This window comes from Streptomyces sp. NRRL S-37, assembly GCF_000721605.1.
In the GTDB taxonomy this organism is placed as follows: Bacteria; Actinomycetota; Actinomycetes; order Streptomycetales; family Streptomycetaceae; genus Streptomyces.
Genome location: NZ_JOIZ01000017.1, coordinates 176,009 through 194,141, shown reverse-complemented (window position 1 = coordinate 194,141; position 18,133 = coordinate 176,009). Strand labels below are relative to the sequence as shown.

15 protein-coding genes are annotated in these 18,133 nt (G+C 72.2%); 10 read left to right on the top strand and 5 right to left on the bottom strand.

The annotated features are described in order from the left end of the window. Positions 1-2: 2 nt before the first annotated feature. The 6 genes from ligA to gatB all read left to right on the top strand — a co-directional run bounded on the left by ligA (position 3) and on the right by gatB (position 8,859). Complete coding sequence (gene ligA, locus IH50_RS0124790) at positions 3-2,198, top strand: NAD-dependent DNA ligase LigA (RefSeq protein WP_030866359.1); 2,196 nt, start codon at positions 3-5, stop codon at positions 2,196-2,198. Positions 2,199-2,458: 260 nt separating this feature from the next. Continuing rightward, a complete protein-coding gene (locus IH50_RS0124785) occupies positions 2,459-4,729 on the top strand; it encodes a putative bifunctional diguanylate cyclase/phosphodiesterase (protein WP_030866356.1) in 2,271 nt (756 codons plus the stop codon). A 564-nt stretch (positions 4,730-5,293) separates the two neighbouring features. After that, positions 5,294-5,590 (top strand): Asp-tRNA(Asn)/Glu-tRNA(Gln) amidotransferase subunit GatC, encoded by a 297-nt coding sequence (gene gatC / locus IH50_RS0124780; RefSeq protein ID WP_004925108.1) that lies wholly within the window; start codon positions 5,294-5,296, stop codon positions 5,588-5,590. 6 nt (positions 5,591-5,596) lie between these two features. After that, a complete protein-coding gene (gene gatA / locus IH50_RS0124775; RefSeq protein WP_030866353.1) occupies positions 5,597-7,093 on the top strand; it encodes an Asp-tRNA(Asn)/Glu-tRNA(Gln) amidotransferase subunit GatA in 1,497 nt (498 codons plus the stop codon). Next, positions 7,090-7,329 carry a hypothetical protein gene (locus IH50_RS0124770; RefSeq protein WP_030866351.1) on the top strand — a complete coding sequence of 80 codons (240 nt, stop codon included), beginning with the start codon at positions 7,090-7,092 and terminating at the stop codon, positions 7,327-7,329. Before gatA ends, IH50_RS0124770 begins: the two co-directional genes overlap by 4 nt. A 15-nt stretch (positions 7,330-7,344) precedes the next feature. Continuing rightward, complete coding sequence (gene gatB, locus IH50_RS0124765; protein ID WP_030866348.1) at positions 7,345-8,859, top strand: Asp-tRNA(Asn)/Glu-tRNA(Gln) amidotransferase subunit GatB; 1,515 nt, start codon at positions 7,345-7,347, stop codon at positions 8,857-8,859. A 74-nt stretch (positions 8,860-8,933) separates the two neighbouring features. Here gatB and IH50_RS0124760 read toward each other — a convergent pair whose 3' ends face one another. Then, positions 8,934-9,737 (bottom strand): SAM-dependent methyltransferase, encoded by an 804-nt coding sequence (locus IH50_RS0124760; RefSeq protein WP_030866345.1) that lies wholly within the window; start codon positions 9,735-9,737, stop codon positions 8,934-8,936. 187 nt (positions 9,738-9,924) lie between these two features. On the opposite strand from IH50_RS0124760, the gene IH50_RS0124755 reads away from it, so the two are divergent. The 4 genes from IH50_RS0124755 to IH50_RS0124740 all read left to right on the top strand — a co-directional run bounded on the left by IH50_RS0124755 (position 9,925) and on the right by IH50_RS0124740 (position 13,789). Then, entirely contained in the window at positions 9,925-10,248 is a 324-nt protein-coding gene (locus tag IH50_RS0124755; RefSeq protein ID WP_030866343.1) for a hypothetical protein, read from the top strand. A gap of 184 nt (positions 10,249-10,432) precedes the next feature. Next, entirely contained in the window at positions 10,433-12,679 is a 2,247-nt protein-coding gene (locus IH50_RS0124750; protein WP_030866341.1) for an MMPL family transporter, read from the top strand. Next, positions 12,657-13,217, top strand: coding sequence for a GNAT family N-acetyltransferase (locus IH50_RS0124745; protein WP_030866339.1), 561 nt, complete (start codon positions 12,657-12,659; stop codon positions 13,215-13,217). Before IH50_RS0124750 ends, IH50_RS0124745 begins: the two co-directional genes overlap by 23 nt. A gap of 35 nt (positions 13,218-13,252) precedes the next feature. Continuing rightward, entirely contained in the window at positions 13,253-13,789 is a 537-nt protein-coding gene (locus IH50_RS0124740) for a hypothetical protein (RefSeq protein ID WP_030866337.1), read from the top strand. Positions 13,790-13,840: 51 nt separating this feature from the next. Here IH50_RS0124740 and IH50_RS0124735 read toward each other — a convergent pair whose 3' ends face one another. The 4 genes from IH50_RS0124735 to IH50_RS0124720 are packed head-to-tail and all read right to left on the bottom strand — an operon-like array spanning position 13,841 to position 18,105. Beyond that, positions 13,841-14,797, bottom strand: a complete 957-nt coding sequence (locus IH50_RS0124735; protein WP_267883277.1) for a 5-dehydro-4-deoxyglucarate dehydratase — start codon at positions 14,795-14,797, stop codon at positions 13,841-13,843. Further along, the gene (locus IH50_RS0124730) at positions 14,794-15,777 is read right to left on the bottom strand and encodes a 2-hydroxyacid dehydrogenase (protein ID WP_030866332.1); all 984 of its coding nucleotides are present in this window, start codon (positions 15,775-15,777) and stop codon (positions 14,794-14,796) included. The genes IH50_RS0124735 and IH50_RS0124730 overlap by 4 nt, the downstream gene beginning before the upstream one ends. A gap of 7 nt (positions 15,778-15,784) precedes the next feature. Further along, on the bottom strand, positions 15,785-17,059 hold the full coding sequence (locus IH50_RS0124725; RefSeq protein WP_234328233.1) for a glucarate dehydratase family protein: 1,275 nt from the start codon (positions 17,057-17,059) through the stop codon (positions 15,785-15,787). Positions 17,060-17,118: 59 nt separating this feature from the next. After that, positions 17,119-18,105 carry a 2-hydroxyacid dehydrogenase gene (locus IH50_RS0124720; RefSeq protein WP_051767432.1) on the bottom strand — a complete coding sequence of 329 codons (987 nt, stop codon included), beginning with the start codon at positions 18,103-18,105 and terminating at the stop codon, positions 17,119-17,121. Between the last annotated feature and the right edge of the window lie 28 nt (positions 18,106-18,133).

The following is an 18,133-nucleotide window of genomic DNA, read 5'->3' as shown; positions in this document are numbered from 1 at the left end:
CGGTGGCCGGCGACAAGCAAGCGGAGACGACGAGCGTTCCCGCCGAGGCGCGGGAGAAGCACGCCAGGCTCGCTGAGCAGATCGAGGAGCACCGCTTCCGGTACTACGTGAACGACGCCCCCGTCATCAGCGACGCCGACTTCGACCGGCTGCTGCGGGAGTTGGAGGCGCTGGAGGAGGAGCATCCGGAGCTGCGCACTCCGGATTCGCCGACCCAGAAGGTCGCGGGGGCGTACGAGACGGAGTTCACCTCCGTGCAACACGTCTCGCGGATGCTCTCCCTCGACAACACGTTCAACGACGACGACCTCGCCGCGTGGGTGGACCGCATCCAGCGCGAACTGGGCACACAGAAGTACCACTTCCTGTGCGAGCTGAAGGTCGACGGCCTCGCGGTGAACCTGACGTACGAGAATGGCCGCCTCACCCGGGCGGCCACACGTGGTACGGGCCAGACCGGCGAGGACGTCACGGCCAATGTCATGACGATCGCAGAGATCCCGCACCGTCTGAAGGGCGATCACGTTCCGCGGCTGGTCGAAATCCGCGGCGAGATCTACTTCCCGATGGAGGCTTTCGCGGGACTCAACGCGCGCCGGGTGGCGGCAGGAGAGAAGCCCTATGCCAACCCCCGCAATTCCGCTTCGGGTTCACTGCGACAGAAGGACCCCAAGGTCACGGCGACGTTGCCGCTCCACATGGTCGTCCACGGCATCGGTGCCCTGGAGGGCTTCGACGGCATGACCCGCCTCTCCGAGGCGTACGACCTGCTCAAGAGCTGGGGCCTGCCCACCTCCGAGCACAACAGGGTGGTCGACGACCTCGCCGGCGTACGGGAGTTCATCGCGTACTACGGAGAGAACCGGCACTCCGTGGCGCACGAGATCGACGGGGTCGTCGTCAAGCTCGACGAGATCTCCCTGCAGGGCCGCCTCGGCACCACCTCGCGCGCCCCGCGCTGGGCCATCGCGTACAAGTACGCGCCCGAGGAGGTCAACACCAAACTGCTCGACATCCGCGTGGGGGTGGGCCGTACGGGCAGGGTCACGCCGTACGCGCAGGTCGAGCCGAAGACAGTGGCCGGATCCGAGGTCGAGTTCGCCACCCTGCACAACCAGGACGTGGTCAAGGCCAAGGGCGTCCTCATCGGCGACACGGTGGTGCTGCGCAAGGCCGGTGACGTGATCCCCGAGATCCTCGGTCCGGTCGTCGACAAACGGGACGGCAGCGAGCGCGAGTTCGTGATGCCGGCCGAGTGCCCCGAGTGCGGTACGCCGCTGAAGGCGATGAAGGAGGGCGACGTCGACCTGCGCTGCCCCAACGCCCGTACATGCCCGGCACAGTTGCGGGAGCGGCTGTTCTACCTGGCCGGGCGCAAAGCGCTGGACATCGAGCACTTCGGCTATGTCGCCGCAGCGGCGCTGACCAGGCCGCTGGAGCCCGCGGAGCCGCCGCTGCGGGACGAGGGCGACCTGTTCGACCTCACCATCGAACAACTGCTGCCCATCAAGGCGTACGTCCTCGACCAGGACAGCGGGCTGCCCAAGCGGGACCCGAAGACCGGTGAGGAGAAGGTCGCCACCGTCTTCGCCAACCAGGAGGGCGAGCCGAGGAAGAACGCGGTCGCGATGCTGGCGAACATCGCGGCGGCCAAGGAGCGTCCGCTGGCGCGCGTGCTGACCGGTCTGTCGATCCGTCACGTCGGCCCGGTCGCGGCGGAGGCGCTGGCCCGTGAGTTCCGCTCCGTCGACCGCATCGAGCAGGCCACCAAGGAGGAGCTGGCGGGCACCGAGGGGGTCGGCCCGACCATCGCCGCCTCGCTCAAGCAGTGGTTCGCCGAGGACTGGCACCGGGAGATCATCCGCAAGTGGAAGGCGGCCGGTGTCCGTATGGAGGACGAGGGCTCGGGGGAGGACGAAGGGCCGCGTCCGCTGGAAGGGCTCACGGTCGTGGTGACCGGAACGCTGGAGAACTTCACCCGGGACGGCGCGAAGGAGGCGCTGCAGAGCCAGGGGGCGAAGGTGACCGGATCCGTCTCCAAGAAGACGTCGTTCGTCGTCGTGGGTGACAACCCCGGTACGAAATACGACAAGGCGATGCAGCTCAAGGTGCCGGTTCTGAACGAGGACGGATTCGCCGTCCTCCTCGGACAAGGGCCAAAAGCCGCGGCGGAGGTCGCTCTTTCGGCCGAGGAGTAGCGGTTGAAGGCCGGCCGATCGGCGCATATCAGATGCATACGGGTGGCTGGGGCGCATTCGGGCAACCGTCGGCGACCGGTGCCCGTACAGGCCTTCCGCGGCCTACTGTTGAGATGTGCGCCTGCCGTGCCCAGCCGCGGTCGGAGCAACCCCGTACTCGTGAGGGGTCCGGGGTAAGGGCTTTCCACCGCGGAGCCGCTGAGAGTCGTCGGGCATCGGGCCGCGTGGCGTGGGCACCGCCGGCTGGGAGAGGGACGGGAATGGAACCGACCGAGAGCGCCGCCCCGGGCTCACGGCCGCGCCTGCGCCGCATGGCGGTCGCATGGCTGCGCGGCCGTGAGGACGGGCGGCCCGCGGGGCGGCCGGGCGCGAAGGAGCGCACTGGGGCGCGTACCGCGGACGCGCGCGGGACGGACACGCGCGGCGTCGGGCAGCAGGCCGCCGGGCACGGTCCCGGGCTGGCCGAGTTGTCCGAGGCGGACGCGGAACGGCACCCGTCCTGGCCCGCGTTGCCCACGGCGGTCGTCGCCGCGGCCGGGTTCGTGCTGGGCGCCGGCTTCCTGCGGGCGTTCACCGGAGGGCACGCGCTCTTCCCGTCCGGCACCGTCGGCTGGTCGCTGGCGGTGCTGACCGGAATCATCGTCGGTCATCTGGTGATGCTGGGCCGCTCCCGGTGGTGGGGCGGTACGGGTTCCGGCGCCGCCCTCACCCTCGCGGTGCTGCTGTCGTACGGCTGGGTCCCGGCCGGGATGGTCAGCCTCACCGTCGTCGTGCTGGTCGGCGTGGCCCGGCGGGGCCGCTGGCGGCAGGGCGTGCTGCACGGTGCGGTGGACCTGCTCGGCATCGGCGCCGGGGCGCTGGTGCTGGCCGCGTTCGGCTGGGTGCCGTCCGTCGAGTCGCCGGCCGCCCCGGACACCTGGACGCCGTACACCGCCCCGGGGGTGGTGCTGGTCGCCGCGGTCTATCTCGCGGTCACCCGCGGTCTGCTGTGGTACCTGCACACCCCCCGCGCGGGGCTGCCCACCGTGGCCCGTACCGCACTGGTCCGGCAGGGTCTGGTCGCTGTCGCCCTGCTCGGCATAGCGCCGCTGGTGTGTGTGGTCGCCGACGCCAAACCGGTGCTGCTGCCCCTGTTCTCCATTCCGCTGATCGCCCTCGACTCCACGCTGTGGATAGCCCGCGCGCGGGCCGAGGAGCAGCTGCGCGATCCGCTGACCGGACTGCCGAACCGGCAGTGGCTGCTGGAACGCATCTGGACCGCGCTGGACGACGCGGAGCGGATCGACGCCCGTGCCGCGCTCATGCTGATCGACCTGGACCGGTTCCGGTCGGTCAACGACACCCTCGGGCATCTCGCCGGCGACCGGCTGCTGCTGCAGATAGCCGACCGGCTCAGACTCGCCCTGCCGCGCGGAGCGGAGGCCGCGCGGCTCGGCGGTGACGAGTTCGCCGTCTTACTGCCCGTCGCCGAATCCACGACGGCCGCCACCCGCGTCGCCCGCTCCCTCGTCGCCGCCCTCAGCTCCCCGCTCGACCTCGACGGGCTCACCCTCGTCCTGGAGGCGAGTGCGGGGGTCGCCGTCTTTCCCGACCACGCGGACGACGCGGAGGGGCTGCTGCGGCGGGCGGACGTGGCGATGTACCAGGCCAAGCGGGACCGTACGGGGGTCGAGGCGTACGAGTCCAAGCGGGACTCCAACACCCCTGACCGGCTGGGGCTGCTGGGGGATCTGCGGCGGGCGCTGGACGCCCGGGAGGTCGAGCTCCACTACCAGCCGAAGGTGCGCTTCGACGGGCAGGTCGCGGGGCTCGAGGCGCTGGTGCGGTGGGTGCATCCGGAGCGGGGGAAGGTGCCGCCGGACGAGTTCATAGCGATCGCCGAGTCGTCCGGGCTGATGCCGCACCTCACCGAGTACGTGCTGGAGACCGCGCTGGAGCAGGTCGCGCGGTGGCGGGCCCAGGGGCTGTTCGTGCCGGTCGCCGTGAACGTGTCCCCGCGCGACGTCCATACGGCCGGTTTCGCGGGCTCCGTGGCGGCGCGGCTGGCCCGGCACGGGGTGCCGGCGGGGGCGCTGCAGCTGGAGATCACCGAGCATGTGCTGCTGGAGGACCCGCAGCGTGCGGCCGACACGCTGAACGCGTTGACCGGGCACGGGGTGAAGATGTCACTGGACGACTTCGGCACGGGGTACTCGTCGCTGGTGCATCTGCGGCGGCTGCCGGTGAGCGAGCTGAAGATCGACCGGTCGTTCGTGGCCCGGCTGGCCGTGGACACCGAGGACGCGGAGATCGTGCGGTGCACCATCGATCTGGCGCATTCGCTGGGGCTGCTCGTCGTCGCGGAGGGGGTGGAGGACGACGAGACGTGGGAGCGGTTGCGCGATCTGCGCTGTGACGCGGTGCAGGGCTGGCTGGTGGCGGCGGCGATGCCGCCGGACGAGACCACGGCCTGGCTCCTCGCCCGCGGCTCCCGCGGCTGGCAACGCCCGGCCGCCGCGTTCCCGGCCGCGACGACCACAGCCGACGAATAGCCCGCGCCGGGTGGGTGTCGTGCCTGCGGTGCGGCTGTTCGCCTCGGTGGGGGTGAGGGGCTTGCGCCTGTGGTGCGGCTGTTCGGTCCGGTGGGTGGGATGCCTGCGGCGCAGCGTTCGGTCCGGTGGGGGCGTGTGTAGCGCCCACGGCCGGTGGGTGGGTCGGGGCCGCGTCGGGGGTCTCCGTCCTCGGACCGGCGCGACTGCGCTCACTGGAGGCAGTGCCTTAAGGGCCTGGGAGGTACCCCCAGGGCGGCACGGGTGGGCGATGGGGGTACCTCCCGCTCGAGCGCAGCCGAGAGTGGGGGAGGCACCCCGTAGCGCCGGGCTGCGCGAACACCCCCTGGCCCGCACCGGCACGGGGCATCGCACAAGACGCCGGGCTGCGAAGCCACCCCGCCCGGCGGGCAGCGAGGGCCGCCGCTCCCGCCGCTCCCGCAGCGGGCGGGGAAACGCCGAGCGGCGCCCGGCGGGGCGGGCCCGGGGAAAGGGTTTCACGGGCACAGCTCCCCGCCCCATAGGATTGGCCCCAAACCACACACACTCACCCCAGAGGATCGCTGCATGCCTGGCATTACGCGCGAGGAGGTCGCCCACCTCGCCCGGCTGGCGCGTCTGGAGCTGAAGCCCGAAGAGCTCGACCACTTCGCGGGCCAGCTCGACGACATCATCGGCGCGGTCGCCCGCGTCAGCGAGGTCGCCGACCAAGACGTACCGCCGACCTCCCACCCGCTCCCGCTGACGAACGTCATGCGACCGGACGAGGTCCGTCCCTCGCTCACCCCCGAGCAGGCGCTCTCCGGCGCCCCGGCCCAGGAGCAGCAGCGTTTCAAGGTGCCGCAGATCCTGGGGGAGGAGTAACCCGCCATGAGCGATCACATCATCAGGCTCACCGCCGCCGAGACCGCCGAGAAGATCGCCTCCGGCGAGCTCACGGCCGTGGAGGTCACCGAGGCGCACCTGGCCCGCATCGAGGCCGTCGACGAGAAGGTGCACGCCTTCCTGCACGTCGACCGCGAGGGCGCCCTCGCGCAGGCGCGCGCCGTCGACGAGAAGCGGGCCAAGGGGGAGAAGCTCGGTCCGCTGGCCGGCGTCCCCCTCGCCCTCAAGGACATCTTCACCACCGAGGGCATCCCGACCACCGTCGGTTCCAAGATCCTCGAGGGCTGGATCCCGCCGTACGACGCGACGCTCACCAAGCGGCTGAAGGCCGCCGACGTCGTCATCCTCGGCAAGACCAACATGGACGAGTTCGCCATGGGGTCCAGCACCGAGAACAGCGCCTACGGGCCGACCGGCAACCCGTGGGACCTCACCCGGATCCCGGGCGGGTCCGGCGGCGGTTCGTCCGCCGCGCTCGCCTCCTTCCAGGCGCCGCTGGCCATCGGCACCGACACCGGCGGTTCCATCCGCCAGCCGGCCGCCGTCACCGGCACCGTCGGTGTGAAGCCGACGTACGGCGCCGTCTCCCGGTACGGCATGGTCGCCTTCTCCAGCTCCCTGGACCAGGGCGGTCCCTGCGCCCGTACGGTCCTGGACGCCGCCCTGCTGCACGAGGTGATCGCCGGGCACGACCCGATGGACTCCACCTCCATCGACGCCCCGGTCCCGCCGGTCGTCGAGGCCGCCCGCAACGGCTCGGTCGCCGGCATGCGCGTCGGCGTCGTCAAGCAGTTCCGCGGCGAGGGCTACCAGGCCGGTGTCGTCCAGCGGTTCGACGAGTCCGTCGAGCTGCTGAAGGAGCTGGGCGCCGAGGTCGTCGAACTGGACTGCCCCTCCTTCGACCTGGCGCTCTCCGCGTACTACCTGATCGCGCCCTCCGAGTGCTCCTCCAACCTCGCCCGCTTCGACGGCCTGCGCTACGGCCTGCGGACCGGCGACGACGGCTCGCACTCCGCCGAGGAGGTCACCTCGCTCACCCGTGAGGCCGGCTTCGGCGACGAGGTCAAGCGCCGCATCATGCTCGGTACGTACGCCCTGTCGAGCGGCTACTACGACGCGTACTACGGCAGCGCCCAGAAGGTCCGCACCCTCATCAAGCAGGAGTTCGAGCGGGCCTTCGAGCAGGTCGACGTGATCGTCTCCCCGACGACCCCGACCACCGCCTTCGCGATCGGCGAGCGCGCCGACGACCCGATGGCGATGTACCTCGCCGACCTGTGCACCATCCCCACCAACCTGGCGGGCAACGCGGCCATGTCGCTGCCCTGCGGCCTCGCCCCCGAGGACAACCTGCCGGTGGGTCTGCAGATCATCGCCCCCGCCATGAAGGACGACCGGCTCTACAAGGTCGGCGCCGCCGTCGAGGCCGCCTTCGTGGAAAAGTGGGGCCACCCGCTGATCGAGGAGGCACCGTCGCTGTGAGCGCACTGTCCAAGGCCAAGGGATTCAAGAAGTCCAAGTCCGGCCTGTACGTCTCCATGGCCACCTCGGCGTTCGGCGCCGTCGGTGTGTACAAGCAGATCAAGAAGGCGCGCGGCGAGAAGGACACGCTGCGGCTGCTCGACGCCGTCGTGACCGGCGCCGCCGTCATCACCAACCTCGCCATCCTCTACCGCGAGGTGAAGCGCCTCGGCGACGACGACGTCCTGCTGGGCTGAGAGGGAAGTTTCACCGTGACCACCACGACTGACCTGGTGTCGTACGAGGACGCACTCGCGTCGTACGACCCCGTCATGGGCCTCGAGGTCCATGTCGAACTCGGCACCCGGACCAAGATGTTCTGCGGCTGCTCGACGGCGCTGGGCGCCGACCCGAACACCCAGACCTGCCCCGTCTGCCTCGGCATGCCCGGCGCGCTCCCGGTCGTCAACGCGACCGGCGTCGAGTCGGCGATCAAGATCGGTCTCGCGCTGAACTGCGAGATCGCCGAGTGGTGCCGCTTCGCCCGGAAGAACTACTTCTATCCGGACATGCCGAAGAACTTCCAGACCTCCCAGTACGACGAGCCGATCGCCTTCGACGGCTACCTCGACGTGCAGCTGGAGGACGGGGAGACCTTCCGCGTGCAGATCGAGCGCGCCCACATGGAGGAGGACACCGGCAAGTCCACGCACGTGGGCGGCGCCACCGGCCGTATCCACGGCGCGTCCCACTCCCTGCTGGACTACAACCGCGCCGGCATCCCGCTGATCGAGATCGTCACCAAGCCGATCGAGGGAGCGGGCGAGCGCGCCCCCGAGGTCGCGCGGGCCTACGTCCGTGAGCTGCGCGAGCTCATCCGGGCGCTCGGCGTGTCCGAGGCCCGCATGGAGATGGGCCAGATGCGCTGCGACGTGAACCTGTCGCTGCGCCCCCACGGCACCGAGAAGTTCGGCACCCGCAGCGAGACGAAGAACGTCAACTCGCTGCGGTCCGTGGAGCGCGCCGCCCGGTTCGAGATCCAGCGCCACGCGGCGGTGCTCTCCTCGGGTGGCACGATCATCCAGGAGACCCGGCACTTCCACGAGGACACGGGGTCCACGACCTCGGGCCGTGTGAAGGAGGAGGCCGAGGACTACCGGTACTTCCCGGAGCCCGACCTGGTGCCGGTCGCCCCGTCCCGCGAGTGGGTCGAGAAGATCCGCGCCGCCCTGCCCGAGCTGCCGCTGGTGCGCCGCAACCGGCTCCGCGAGGAGTGGGGGATCTCCGGCACCGACATGCAGGCCATCCTCAACGCCGGTGCGCTGGACCCGATCGTCGCCACGATCGACGCCGGTGCCGACGCGGCCTCCGCCCGCAAGTGGTGGATGGGTGAGCTGGCCCGCGCCGCCAACGAGTCCGGCAAGGGCCTCGACGAGCTGGCGATCACCCCGGAGCAGGTGGCCCGGGTCGCCGAGCTGGTCGTGAAGGGCGATCTGAACGACAAGCTGGCCCGTCAGGTCATCGAGGGCGTCCTCGCCGGTGAGGGCACCCCGGACGAGGTGGTCGACAAGCGCGGTCTGAAGGTCGTCTCCGACGAGGGTGCCCTGGGCACCGCCGTCGACGAGGCCATCGCCGGCAACCCGGGCATCGCGGACAAGATCCGCGGTGGCAAGGTGGCCGCGGCCGGTGCCCTGGTCGGCGCGGTCATGAAGGCCACGCGCGGGCAGGCCGACGCGGCCCGCGTGAAGGAGCTGATCCTGCAGAAGCTGGGCGTCGACGAGGGCTGATCCCCGAAGACGGCGAGAGGGGGCGCATCGGGTTCGATGCGCCCCCTCTCTCATGGGGTCATGCCGTCACGCGGTCAGACGCGGCGGCCCACCACGCGTGCGAAGCCCAGCGTGCGGCCCCGGTCCGAGCGCAGCATGTCCGCGCTCTCCCGGCTCATCCGCACATGGAACTCCTCCGTGCTCTCCTCGGCGACGACGTCGCACCAGAGCAGCCACTCACGCCAGCCGTCCTCCAGCCAGTCGGCCGTCTCCACGTCCACGGCCCCGCTGCGGGTCCAGTGGCGGCGCCACCAGGCGGGACTGTGGAAGCACCAGAACGCGGGGTCCCAGTACGGCTTCATGTGCTCCGGCGGCTCGGTGCCCTCGATCTCCTCGGGCATCGACGGGACGACGACCCCGATCCGCCCGCCGGGCTTCAGCAGCCGGGTCAGCGTCGGCAGGTAGAGATCGTCGGTGCCGAAGTACTGATACGCGTCGACGGAGACGATCGCGTCGAAGCTCTCCTGACCGAAGGGCAGGTCGTGGGCCTCGGCGAGGACCGGGAACACCCGGTCGGCGACGCCCGCCTCCGCGATGCGGCGCGCGTTGTCGTCCGGCTTGATCCACAGGTCGGCCGCGGTGACCTGGACGCCGTACTCCCTGGCCAGGAAGACCGACGTCATGGCGCGTCCGCAGCCCAGGTCGAGCACGCGCGCACCGGGGCGCAGGGTGTCGAGGCCGAGGGCCGGGGCGAGCCACTCCAGCAGCCACAACGCGTGCGGGCCCATCGCGTTCTCGATGGTCCAGCGGGCGTCGTAGGCGCTGCTGCGGGGGTACCGGGGCAGGGTGAGGCGGCTAGCGAGGTCGTCGTGCGGGGTGTTCGATGTGATGTCCGACATCGGTGAACGGGCTCCTTGGGGCCGTGAAGAGGGAAAGGGTCGCGTCGGAGATCGGACGGACAAGCATCAAAGCACCTGCTTCGGTCGGCGGCGGACTGCCGTGGAACGTCGGAGCGGCGGACGATAGCAGCCATTCCCGCACCCCCGCATCCGGGTTTCCGGGCCGCGGGCGTTACGCTCCCGCGCCATGAGTGGACGTACCGATTCCGACGACCCGACCGCGGACGTCCGGGCGGAGGACACCGCACGGGGCGACGAGGCCGCGCGGGAGGTGCGGCGCGCCCGGTGGGCCGCGGCCGGTGCCGGGGCCGTACTCGCCCTCGCGGGCGCGGCCGCCGCTCTGCTCCGTCTCGCGGGTTCCGCGCCGGCCCTCGTCCCCGTCGCGTACGCAGGTGGAGCCGCCGTCTGCGCCCTCGCCGCGGTGCTGGGCTCCCGGGGGCGGACCCGCAGAGCGCTGTGGCTGCTGGTCGCGGGGCTCATGACCATGGCGCTGGGGGACCAGTCCGACTGAGCGGTGCCGCCGCTCGCACCGATGTGAACGGAGATGTGAACAAGGACACGAAAGCGACAAACGATCAGTTGTGCCTGCAAGAGTGGCCGGTGCGTAGCTCATGCGTTCTTTGCGGGATGTTCGGTCCGTGTACGGCTGTTCCCGGTCAAAGATCCACATCTCAGTCACTCCGGGAGCACGTTCCGTGGCAGCCCTCGCATGCTGGTGTGTCCGACGCCGGCTGATCACCGTTCTGCTCTGGCTCCTCGCCCTCGGCGGTGTCTCCGCCGGAGCCTTCGCCGCCGGCTCCGCCTACTCGAACGACTACGAGGTGCCCGGCACCGAGTCGGGGCGGGCCGCCCGGCTGCTGGAGGAGGGCTTCCCCGGCCTCGGCGGCGACAGCGACACCGTGGTCTGGCACACCCCGTCCGGCAGCGTCCGGGACCCCGGCGTCGAGCAGGCCATGACCCGCACCCTGGACCGGATCGGGGACCTGCCCGGCGTGGCCGCCGTGAGCGGTCCCTACGACGGCCAGGGGGCCGGCCGGATCAGCGCGGACGGCCGCACCGCCTACGCCACGGTCACCTTCGACGACCGGTCCGAGGACATCGACGCGGGCGAGGCCGCCGCCGTGGTGGAGACGGCCGAGGCCGCCCGGACCGACGGGCTCCGCATCGAGCTGAGCGGCAGCGCCGTCGCGCTCGGAGAGTCCTCCGGCGGGCACACGGCCGAGATCGCCGGCGTGGCCGTCGCCGCCGTCGTCCTCTTCCTCGCCTTCGGCTCGCTCGCCGCCGCGCTGCTGCCCATCGCCACCGCCCTGGTCGGCGTCGGCACCGCCTACGCCGGGATCGTGCTCCTCGGGCACGTCATGACCGTCGCCGACTTCGCCCCCATGCTCGGCATGCTGGTCGGGCTCGGCGTCGGCATCGACTACGCGCTGTTCATCGTGACCCGGCACCGGCGCGGACTGAAGCGCGGCCTCACCGTCACCGAGGCCGCCGTCCATGCCGTCGCCACCACCGGGCGGGCGGTCGTCTTCGCGGGCGCCACCGTCTGCGTCGCCCTGCTGGGCATGCTGATCCTCCGGCTGAACTTCCTCAACGGCGTCGCCATAGCGGCCTCGCTCACCGTCGTCCTGACCGTCGCCGCCTCCGTCACCCTGCTGCCCGCCCTGCTGAAGTACATCGGCCTACGCGCGCTCAGCCGCCGGGAGCGGCGCCGGCTGGCCGGGCACGGGCCCGAGCCGGAGCTGCCGACCGGGTTCGCCGCCCGCTGGTCGGCGTTCGTGGAGCGCCACCCCAAGCCGCTCGGCGCAGTCGCGGTCGTCGTCATGACCGTCCTCGCACTGCCCACCCTCTCCCTCCACCTGGGCACCTCCGACCAGGGCAACGACCCCGAGACGTCCACCACCCGCCAGGCCTACGACCTCCTCGCCGACGGCTTCGGCCCCGGCGTGAACGGCCCCCTCACCCTCGTCACCCCCGTCGACGGCGCCGGGGACCGGCTCGCCCTGGACAACCTCGGCACCACCCTGCGCGCGACCGAGGGCGTCGCGTCGGTGTCGCCCGCGGCCTACGGCACGGGCGGCGACACCGCGTACCTCACCGTCGTGCCGGAGTCGTCCCCGCAGTCGGAGCGGACCAGTGACCTGGTCGACCGGCTGCGCGACGACGTCCTGCCGCGGGCCGAGTCGGGCACCTCGCTCGATGTGCACGTCGGCGGTGTGACGGCCGGATACGACGACTTCGCCGACGTCATCGTCGGCAAGCTGCCCCTGTTCGTCGGCGTCGTGATCGGCCTGGGCTGTCTGCTGCTCCTGCTCGCCTTCCGGTCCCTGGCCATTCCGCTGAAGGCCGCCGCGATGAACGTGGCCGCCGTCGCCGCCGCCTTCGGCGTCGTCGTCGCGGTCTTCCAGTGGGGCTGGGGCAGCGAACCGCTCGGCCTCGGCAGCGCGGGCCCCATCGAACCCTTCCTGCCCGTGATCATGGTGTCGGTCCTCTTCGGGCTCTCCATGGACTACCAGGTCTTCCTGGTCGGCCGGATGTACGAGGAGTGGCTGGAGACCGGCGACAACCGGCGCGCCGTCCGCGTCGGCCTCGCGGAGACCAGCCGGGTGATCAACTCCGCCGCCGTGATCATGATCTCGGTCTTCCTCGCCTTCGTCCTCACCGGCGACCGGGTGATCGCCATGTTCGGCATCGCGCTCGCCGCGGCCGTCGCCCTCGACGCCTTCGTCCTGCGCACCCTGCTCGTCCCCGCCCTCATGCACCTCCTCGGCGGCGCCAACTGGTGGCTGCCCCGCTCGCTGGACCGGATCCTGCCGCGCATCAGCATCGAGCCGCCCGAGGCCCGGACCGCCCATGAGAGGCTGGCCGCCGCCACGGACGCCGAGGCGGCGGACGTACTGGCCGAGGAGGAGCGGCAGCGGGATGTACGCGATACGACTGGGTGACGACGGAGCCGAACTGCGCCCCCTGGAGCCCTGGCACGCCGAGGAGTTCCTGGCCCATCTGGACCGGGGCCGGGAGTTCGTCAACCGGTACATCCCCTTCGGCTCCCGGGCCACGGACGTGGCCGGCGCCCGCGAGGTGCTCCAGCGGTACGCCGACGGGCGCGCCGCCGACACCGCCTCACTGCACGGGCTGTGGCTGGACGGCACGCTCGTGGGCGGGGTGCTCACCCTGAACTTCGACGCCGGGAACGGCACCTGCGAGGTCGGCTGCTGGCTGGAGCCCGCCGCCACCGGGCGCGGGCTCGTCACCCGCGCGATGCGGGTGCTCATCGACTGGGCCGTCGAGCAGCGCGGCATCCACCGGGTCGAATGGGTCGCGGCGGCCGGCAACGAGCCGAGCATCGGCGTCGCCCGCCGGCTCGGCATGACCCGTGACGGTGTGCGCCGCGAGGCCCACCTCCACCACGGGGTGCGCCACGACCTGGAGGTGTGGTCCGTGCTGGCCCCCGAGTGGCGCGCGGCGCGCGACGATCGTTAAGCGGACTCTCAGAGAGCGTCCGTACGGTGCGGGGCATGGGAACCAGGACAGTGGACGAGACCGGAGCCGGCACCGGGCACGACGGGACGGCGGTGGACGCCACGGAGCCCGACGACGTCGACACCGGCACCGACGTCGTGGAGACCGGACCCGCGGTGGACAAGGAGGAGGGCCCCTCCGGTGTCGGACAGGGCGCCGCCGCGGTCGTCTCCGCGGCGCTCGGCCTCGTCTCGCTCACCGGTGGCTGGCTGGGCACGGTGGCCGCCGCCCGCGAGACCCTCATGGGCCAGCTGGAGACGGCCGCGGACGCGGGCGTCGCCACACAGGTCAAGGAGGTGTACGGCGACGCCTGGCACACCAGCGCGCTATGGGCCGGCCTGTTCGCGCTGACCGCGCTGATCGTGGGCGTGGCGGTGCTGGCGCGGCCCGCGTTCGGGACACCCGGCCGTACGGTGCAGGCGCCCTGGGTCAAGTCGGTCGCCTGGGCGGGTGTGTCGCTCGGTGTCATCGGGCTGCTGCTGGCGGTCCTGAAGTACACCGACGTACTGCTGGGACTGCCGGCCACCGGCTGACGTCCGTCCGTGAGGGGGCCTCCGGGTGCCGGAGGCCCCCTCACGCGTGTCTCAGGAGGCCAGCACCGCGCGTGCCCCGGTGATGATGGCCGCCAGCTCCTCGGTCTCCGGCGCGGTGAGGGGCGTCAGCGGCGGGCGGACCGGTCCGGCCGGGATGCCCTCCAGGGTGACCCCGGCCTTCACCAGCGCCACCGCGTACCCCGGGACCCGCTTGCGCAGCCGGACCAGGGGGTGGAAGAAGACGCGCTGCAGCGCGTCGATCCGCTTCTGGTCGCCCTCCTCCACCGCGCGGTGGAAGGCGAGGGAGACGTCGGGGGCGAAGGCGAAGGCCGCCGACGAGTACAGCTTCACGCCCAGTGCCCGGTAGGCGAGCTGGCTGGCCTCGGCGGTGGGCATGCCGTTGAAGAACTGGAACTCCTTGCCGGTCCCGTCGAGCGCCTCGCTCACGGCGGGGATGATCCGCGCGAGGAGGTCGAGGTCGCCGGTGCCGTCCTTGAAGCCCACGACGGTGGGCAGCTGGGCGACCGCCGCCGCCGAGCGCTCGTCGAAGCGGGCGTTGGCCCGGTTGTAGACGATCAGCGGCAGGGCGGTCTCGCCGGCCACGTCGCGGGTGTAGGCGACGAGCCCGTCGGCGGGGGCCTCGACCAGGTAGGGCGGCATGAGCAGCAGACCGTCCGCACCCGCCTCCGCGGCCGCCCGCGCGAACCGGCGGGCCTGGCCGAGGGCACCGCCGGCCCCCGCGTACACCGGGACGCGTCCGCCCACCGCCTCGACGGCGGTACGGACGACCGCGCCGTACTCCTCGTGGTCCAGGGCGTGGAACTCGCCGGTGCCGCAGGCGACGAAGACTCCGCCCGGGCCGGCGTCCACCCCGCCCGCGATGTGCCGGCGCAGGGCGTCGAGGTCGACGTCACCGGATGCGGTGAACGGGGTGACGGGGAAGAAGAGAACGCCGTCGAGCATGGGTGGTTTCCTACTCTGGGTGAGGGACGGGAGGGGTGGAGTCAGTGGCCGGGAGAGGGGGCGCGCACCACGTTGGTGAGCGCGTCCCCCCGCTCCAGCCGGCCGATGTTCTCGGCGATCTCGGTCGCGCGAGCCGCGAAGGTGTCGGCCGTGTGGCCCGAGTGGTGCGGGGTCATCACCACGTTCGGCAGGTCCCGGAAGGGCAGCCGGCTCGGTGCGTCGGGCGGGCCGGCCCACCACACGTCCAGCGCGGCGCCCGCGATGGTGCCCGAGCTCAGCGCCTCGTACAGCGCCTCCTCCTGGACGACCGGTCCGCGGGCGACGTTGACCAGCAGGGCCGCCGGGCCCATGGCCTTCAGCTCGGCGGGGCCGATCAGTCCGCGGGTGGCGGGGCTCAGCGGGACGGTGACCACCACGATGTCGGAGTCGGCGAGGAGGTCCGGGAGCCGGTCGTCGCCGCCGATCCAGTCGGGCCGCAGGTCCGCGGGGTACGGGGCGGCGGGGTCGCGGCGTACGGCGCGGACGCGGAGGCCGGCCGCCTGGCACAGCCGGGCGACCTCGGTGCCGGTCTCGCCGAAGCCGACGATGCCGACCCGGCGGCCCTCCAGGGTGGTCCCGAAGGACAGTCCGGGGTCGACCGCCACGTTGCGCCACCGGCCGGCGCGCAGGGCGCGGTCGGCGCCCAGGACGTCGCGGGAGAGCATCAGGACCGACATCAGCACGTGCTCGGCGATGGAACGGCCGTGGTGGTGGGTGGTGGCGACCGTCACCCCGGGGCGGAGCGCGTCCAGCGGGATGCCGTCGTAGCCGGCGCCGACGACGTGGACGAGCCGCAGCCGCTCCGCGCGCCGGGCGTCCTCGGGGCTCAGCTTCGAGCCGACGTAGACGTCGATGTCACCGATGGCCTCGGAGAGCCGGGCGGCGTCCCAGTCGAAGGCCTCCAGCCAGTCGTGGTCGCCCCGGGTGGACGCCTTGAGCCGGTCGTGGAAGCGGCCGAGGATGCGGTGGTTCAGCAGGATGCGCATCGGCCGTTCACCACCGGGGGGTCTTGGCCGAGAAGGACGGTTCGAAGCGGCGCATGTAGCCGGTGTCGTCGCGGTCGCGCAGTCCGCAGTCGAGGTACTGCCGGTGCAGCCGGGCCAGGGCGTCCCGGTCCAGCTCCACGCCGAGACCCGGAGCCGTCGGCACGGCGAGCCGGCCCTCGCTGAAGCGCAGCGGCGTGGGGTCGACGACGTCCTCGTCGGGCCGCTTCCAGGGCCAGTGCGTGTCACAGGCGTAGGTCAGCCGCGGGGTCGCGGCGGCCAGGTGGGTCATGGCGGCGAGGCTGATGCCGAGGTGCGAGTTGGAGTGCATCGACAGGCCGAGGCCGAAGGTCTCGCAGATCGCGGCGAGCTGTCCGCAGCGGCGCAGTCCGCCCCAGAAGTGGTGGTCGGACAGGACGATGCCGACGGCTCCCTTCGCCACCGCCGGGGCGAGGTCGTCGAAGGAGACCACGCACATGTTGGTCGCCAGCGGGGTCGAGGTCCCGCGGGCGACGGCGGCCATGCCGTCGATGCCCTCGGTCGGGTCCTCCAGGTACTGCAGGACGCCGTCCAGTTCCCGGGCGACGTGCAGGGACGTTTCCGTGCTCCAGGCCGCGTTGGGGTCGAGCCGCAGGGGGAGCTCCGGGAACTCCTTGCGCAGCGCCCTGATCGCCGCGATCTCCTCGTCGGGCGGGAGGACGCCGCCCTTGAGCTTGATGGAGGTGAAGCCGTAGGTGCCGATCATGCGGCGGGCCTGTTCGACCAGTCCCGCCGGGTCGAGGGCGGGGCCCCAGTCGTCGTCCTCCTGGCCGGGGTGGGCGCCCCACTTGTAGAAGAGGTACGCGCTGTAGGGCACCGAGTCGCGGACCGCCCCGCCCAGCAGGTCGCTGACCGGGCGGCCCACCAGCTTGCCCTGGATGTCCAGGCAGGCGACGTCGAACGGGGACATGACCCGGTCCACGGTGCTGCTGCCCGTGACCATGCCGGACATGCCGTCGCCGCCGGTGGTGTCGCCGCCCAGGGCGCGGGCGGTGCGGGCGATCAGCTCGTTGAGGCTCCACACGTCCATGCCGGTCAGGGCGTCGGCGGTGCGCCGCAGCCGCTCCAGGTGCACCGTGCCGCCGTACGTCTCACCGACGCCGCTGACACCCGACTCGGTGGTGATCTCCACGATGGTGCGCAGGGCGTAGGGCTCGTGCACCCCGACCGTGTTCAGCAAGGGATAGTCCCGGAAGGCCACGGGGGTCACGGTGACGCCGGCGATCCGCTCTGAGGTCCGAACCATGCATGCCATCCTCATATGTAGTCGGCGTTCTCATTTGTAGACAGCCGGATGCGGCGGTGTCAATGGGCGGGCCCCGGCACCGGGGTGAGCAGGACCCCCTCGGTCATGAACCGCTCGACGTTGCGCAGCACCAGGTCACCCATGGCCGCGCGGGTCTCCCGGGTGGCGCTGGCGATGTGGGGGAGCAGGACCACCCGGTCCGACTCCAGGAGCGCCCGCGGCACGTTCGGCTCGTCGGCGAAGACGTCGAGCGCCGCTCCCGCGATCCGCCCCGCCTCCACCGCCGCGACCAGGGCGGACTCGTCGACGACGCTGCCACGCGCGACGTTCACCAGGTGGCCGTCGGGGCCGAGCGCGTCCAGGACCGCCGCGTCGACCAGGCCCTCCGTGCCCGCGCCTCCCGCGACGGTGACGACGAGCGCGTCGCACGCCCCGGCCAGCTCCCGCGCGGTGGGCAGGCGGCGGTACGCGACCCCGGGCACCGGCGTGCGCGAGCAGTACGACACCTCCACGCCGAACCCCTCGAGCCGGCGCGCCACCGCCCGGCCGATCCGGCCCAGTCCGAGGATGCCGACCCGCTTCCCGCTCACCCGCGTGGCCAGCGGGAACGGGGCCGCGCTCCACCCACCGGCGCGTACGTACCGGTCGGCCGCCGACAGCCGGCGCATGACGTCGATCAGCGCGCCGACGGCGAGGTCCGCCACGCAGTCGGTGAGCACGTCCGGGGTGTTGCTGACGTCGATGCCGCGCGCCCGGGCGCGGACCACGTCCGTGGTCTCGTAGCCGACGCCGAAGTGCACGATCGCGCCCAGCCGCGGCAGCGCGTCCATCAGGGCGTTCCCGACCCCGAACCGCGCGCTGGTGACGGCGGCGGCCACGTCCGCGCCCCGCTCGCGCAGGAAGCGCTCCGGATCGGGCAGTTCGTGCAGGCGCACCGTGTGGTGCCGCTCGGCCAGGGACCGTTCCAGGCCGGGGAGCAGCGGGGACACCTGCAGCACGGTGGCCGGTCCGGTGGGTGAGTCGGGGGTGGTGCGGGGGCTGGGCATGGTGTTCTCCTGTTCTCCGGCGAGTTCC

Excerpts from the sequence above, each read along its gene's own strand:
- IH50_RS0124785 (WP_030866356.1), top strand. The coding sequence starts at position 2,459 with ATGGAACCGACCGAGAGCGCCGCCCCGGGCTCACGGCCGCGCCTGCGC.
- gatC (WP_004925108.1), top strand. The coding sequence starts at position 5,294 with ATGCCTGGCATTACGCGCGAGGAGGTCGCCCACCTCGCCCGGCTGGCG.
- gatA (WP_030866353.1), top strand. The coding sequence starts at position 5,597 with ATGAGCGATCACATCATCAGGCTCACCGCCGCCGAGACCGCCGAGAAG.
- IH50_RS0124760 (WP_030866345.1), bottom strand. The coding sequence starts at position 9,737 with ATGTCGGACATCACATCGAACACCCCGCACGACGACCTCGCTAGCCGC.
- IH50_RS0124755 (WP_030866343.1), top strand. The coding sequence starts at position 9,925 with ATGAGTGGACGTACCGATTCCGACGACCCGACCGCGGACGTCCGGGCG.
- IH50_RS0124745 (WP_030866339.1), top strand. The coding sequence starts at position 12,657 with ATGTACGCGATACGACTGGGTGACGACGGAGCCGAACTGCGCCCCCTG.
- IH50_RS0124740 (WP_030866337.1), top strand. The coding sequence starts at position 13,253 with ATGGGAACCAGGACAGTGGACGAGACCGGAGCCGGCACCGGGCACGAC.
- IH50_RS0124730 (WP_030866332.1), bottom strand. The coding sequence starts at position 15,777 with ATGCGCATCCTGCTGAACCACCGCATCCTCGGCCGCTTCCACGACCGG.
- IH50_RS0124725 (WP_234328233.1), bottom strand. The coding sequence starts at position 17,059 with ATGGTTCGGACCTCAGAGCGGATCGCCGGCGTCACCGTGACCCCCGTG.
- IH50_RS0124720 (WP_051767432.1), bottom strand. The coding sequence starts at position 18,105 with ATGCCCAGCCCCCGCACCACCCCCGACTCACCCACCGGACCGGCCACC.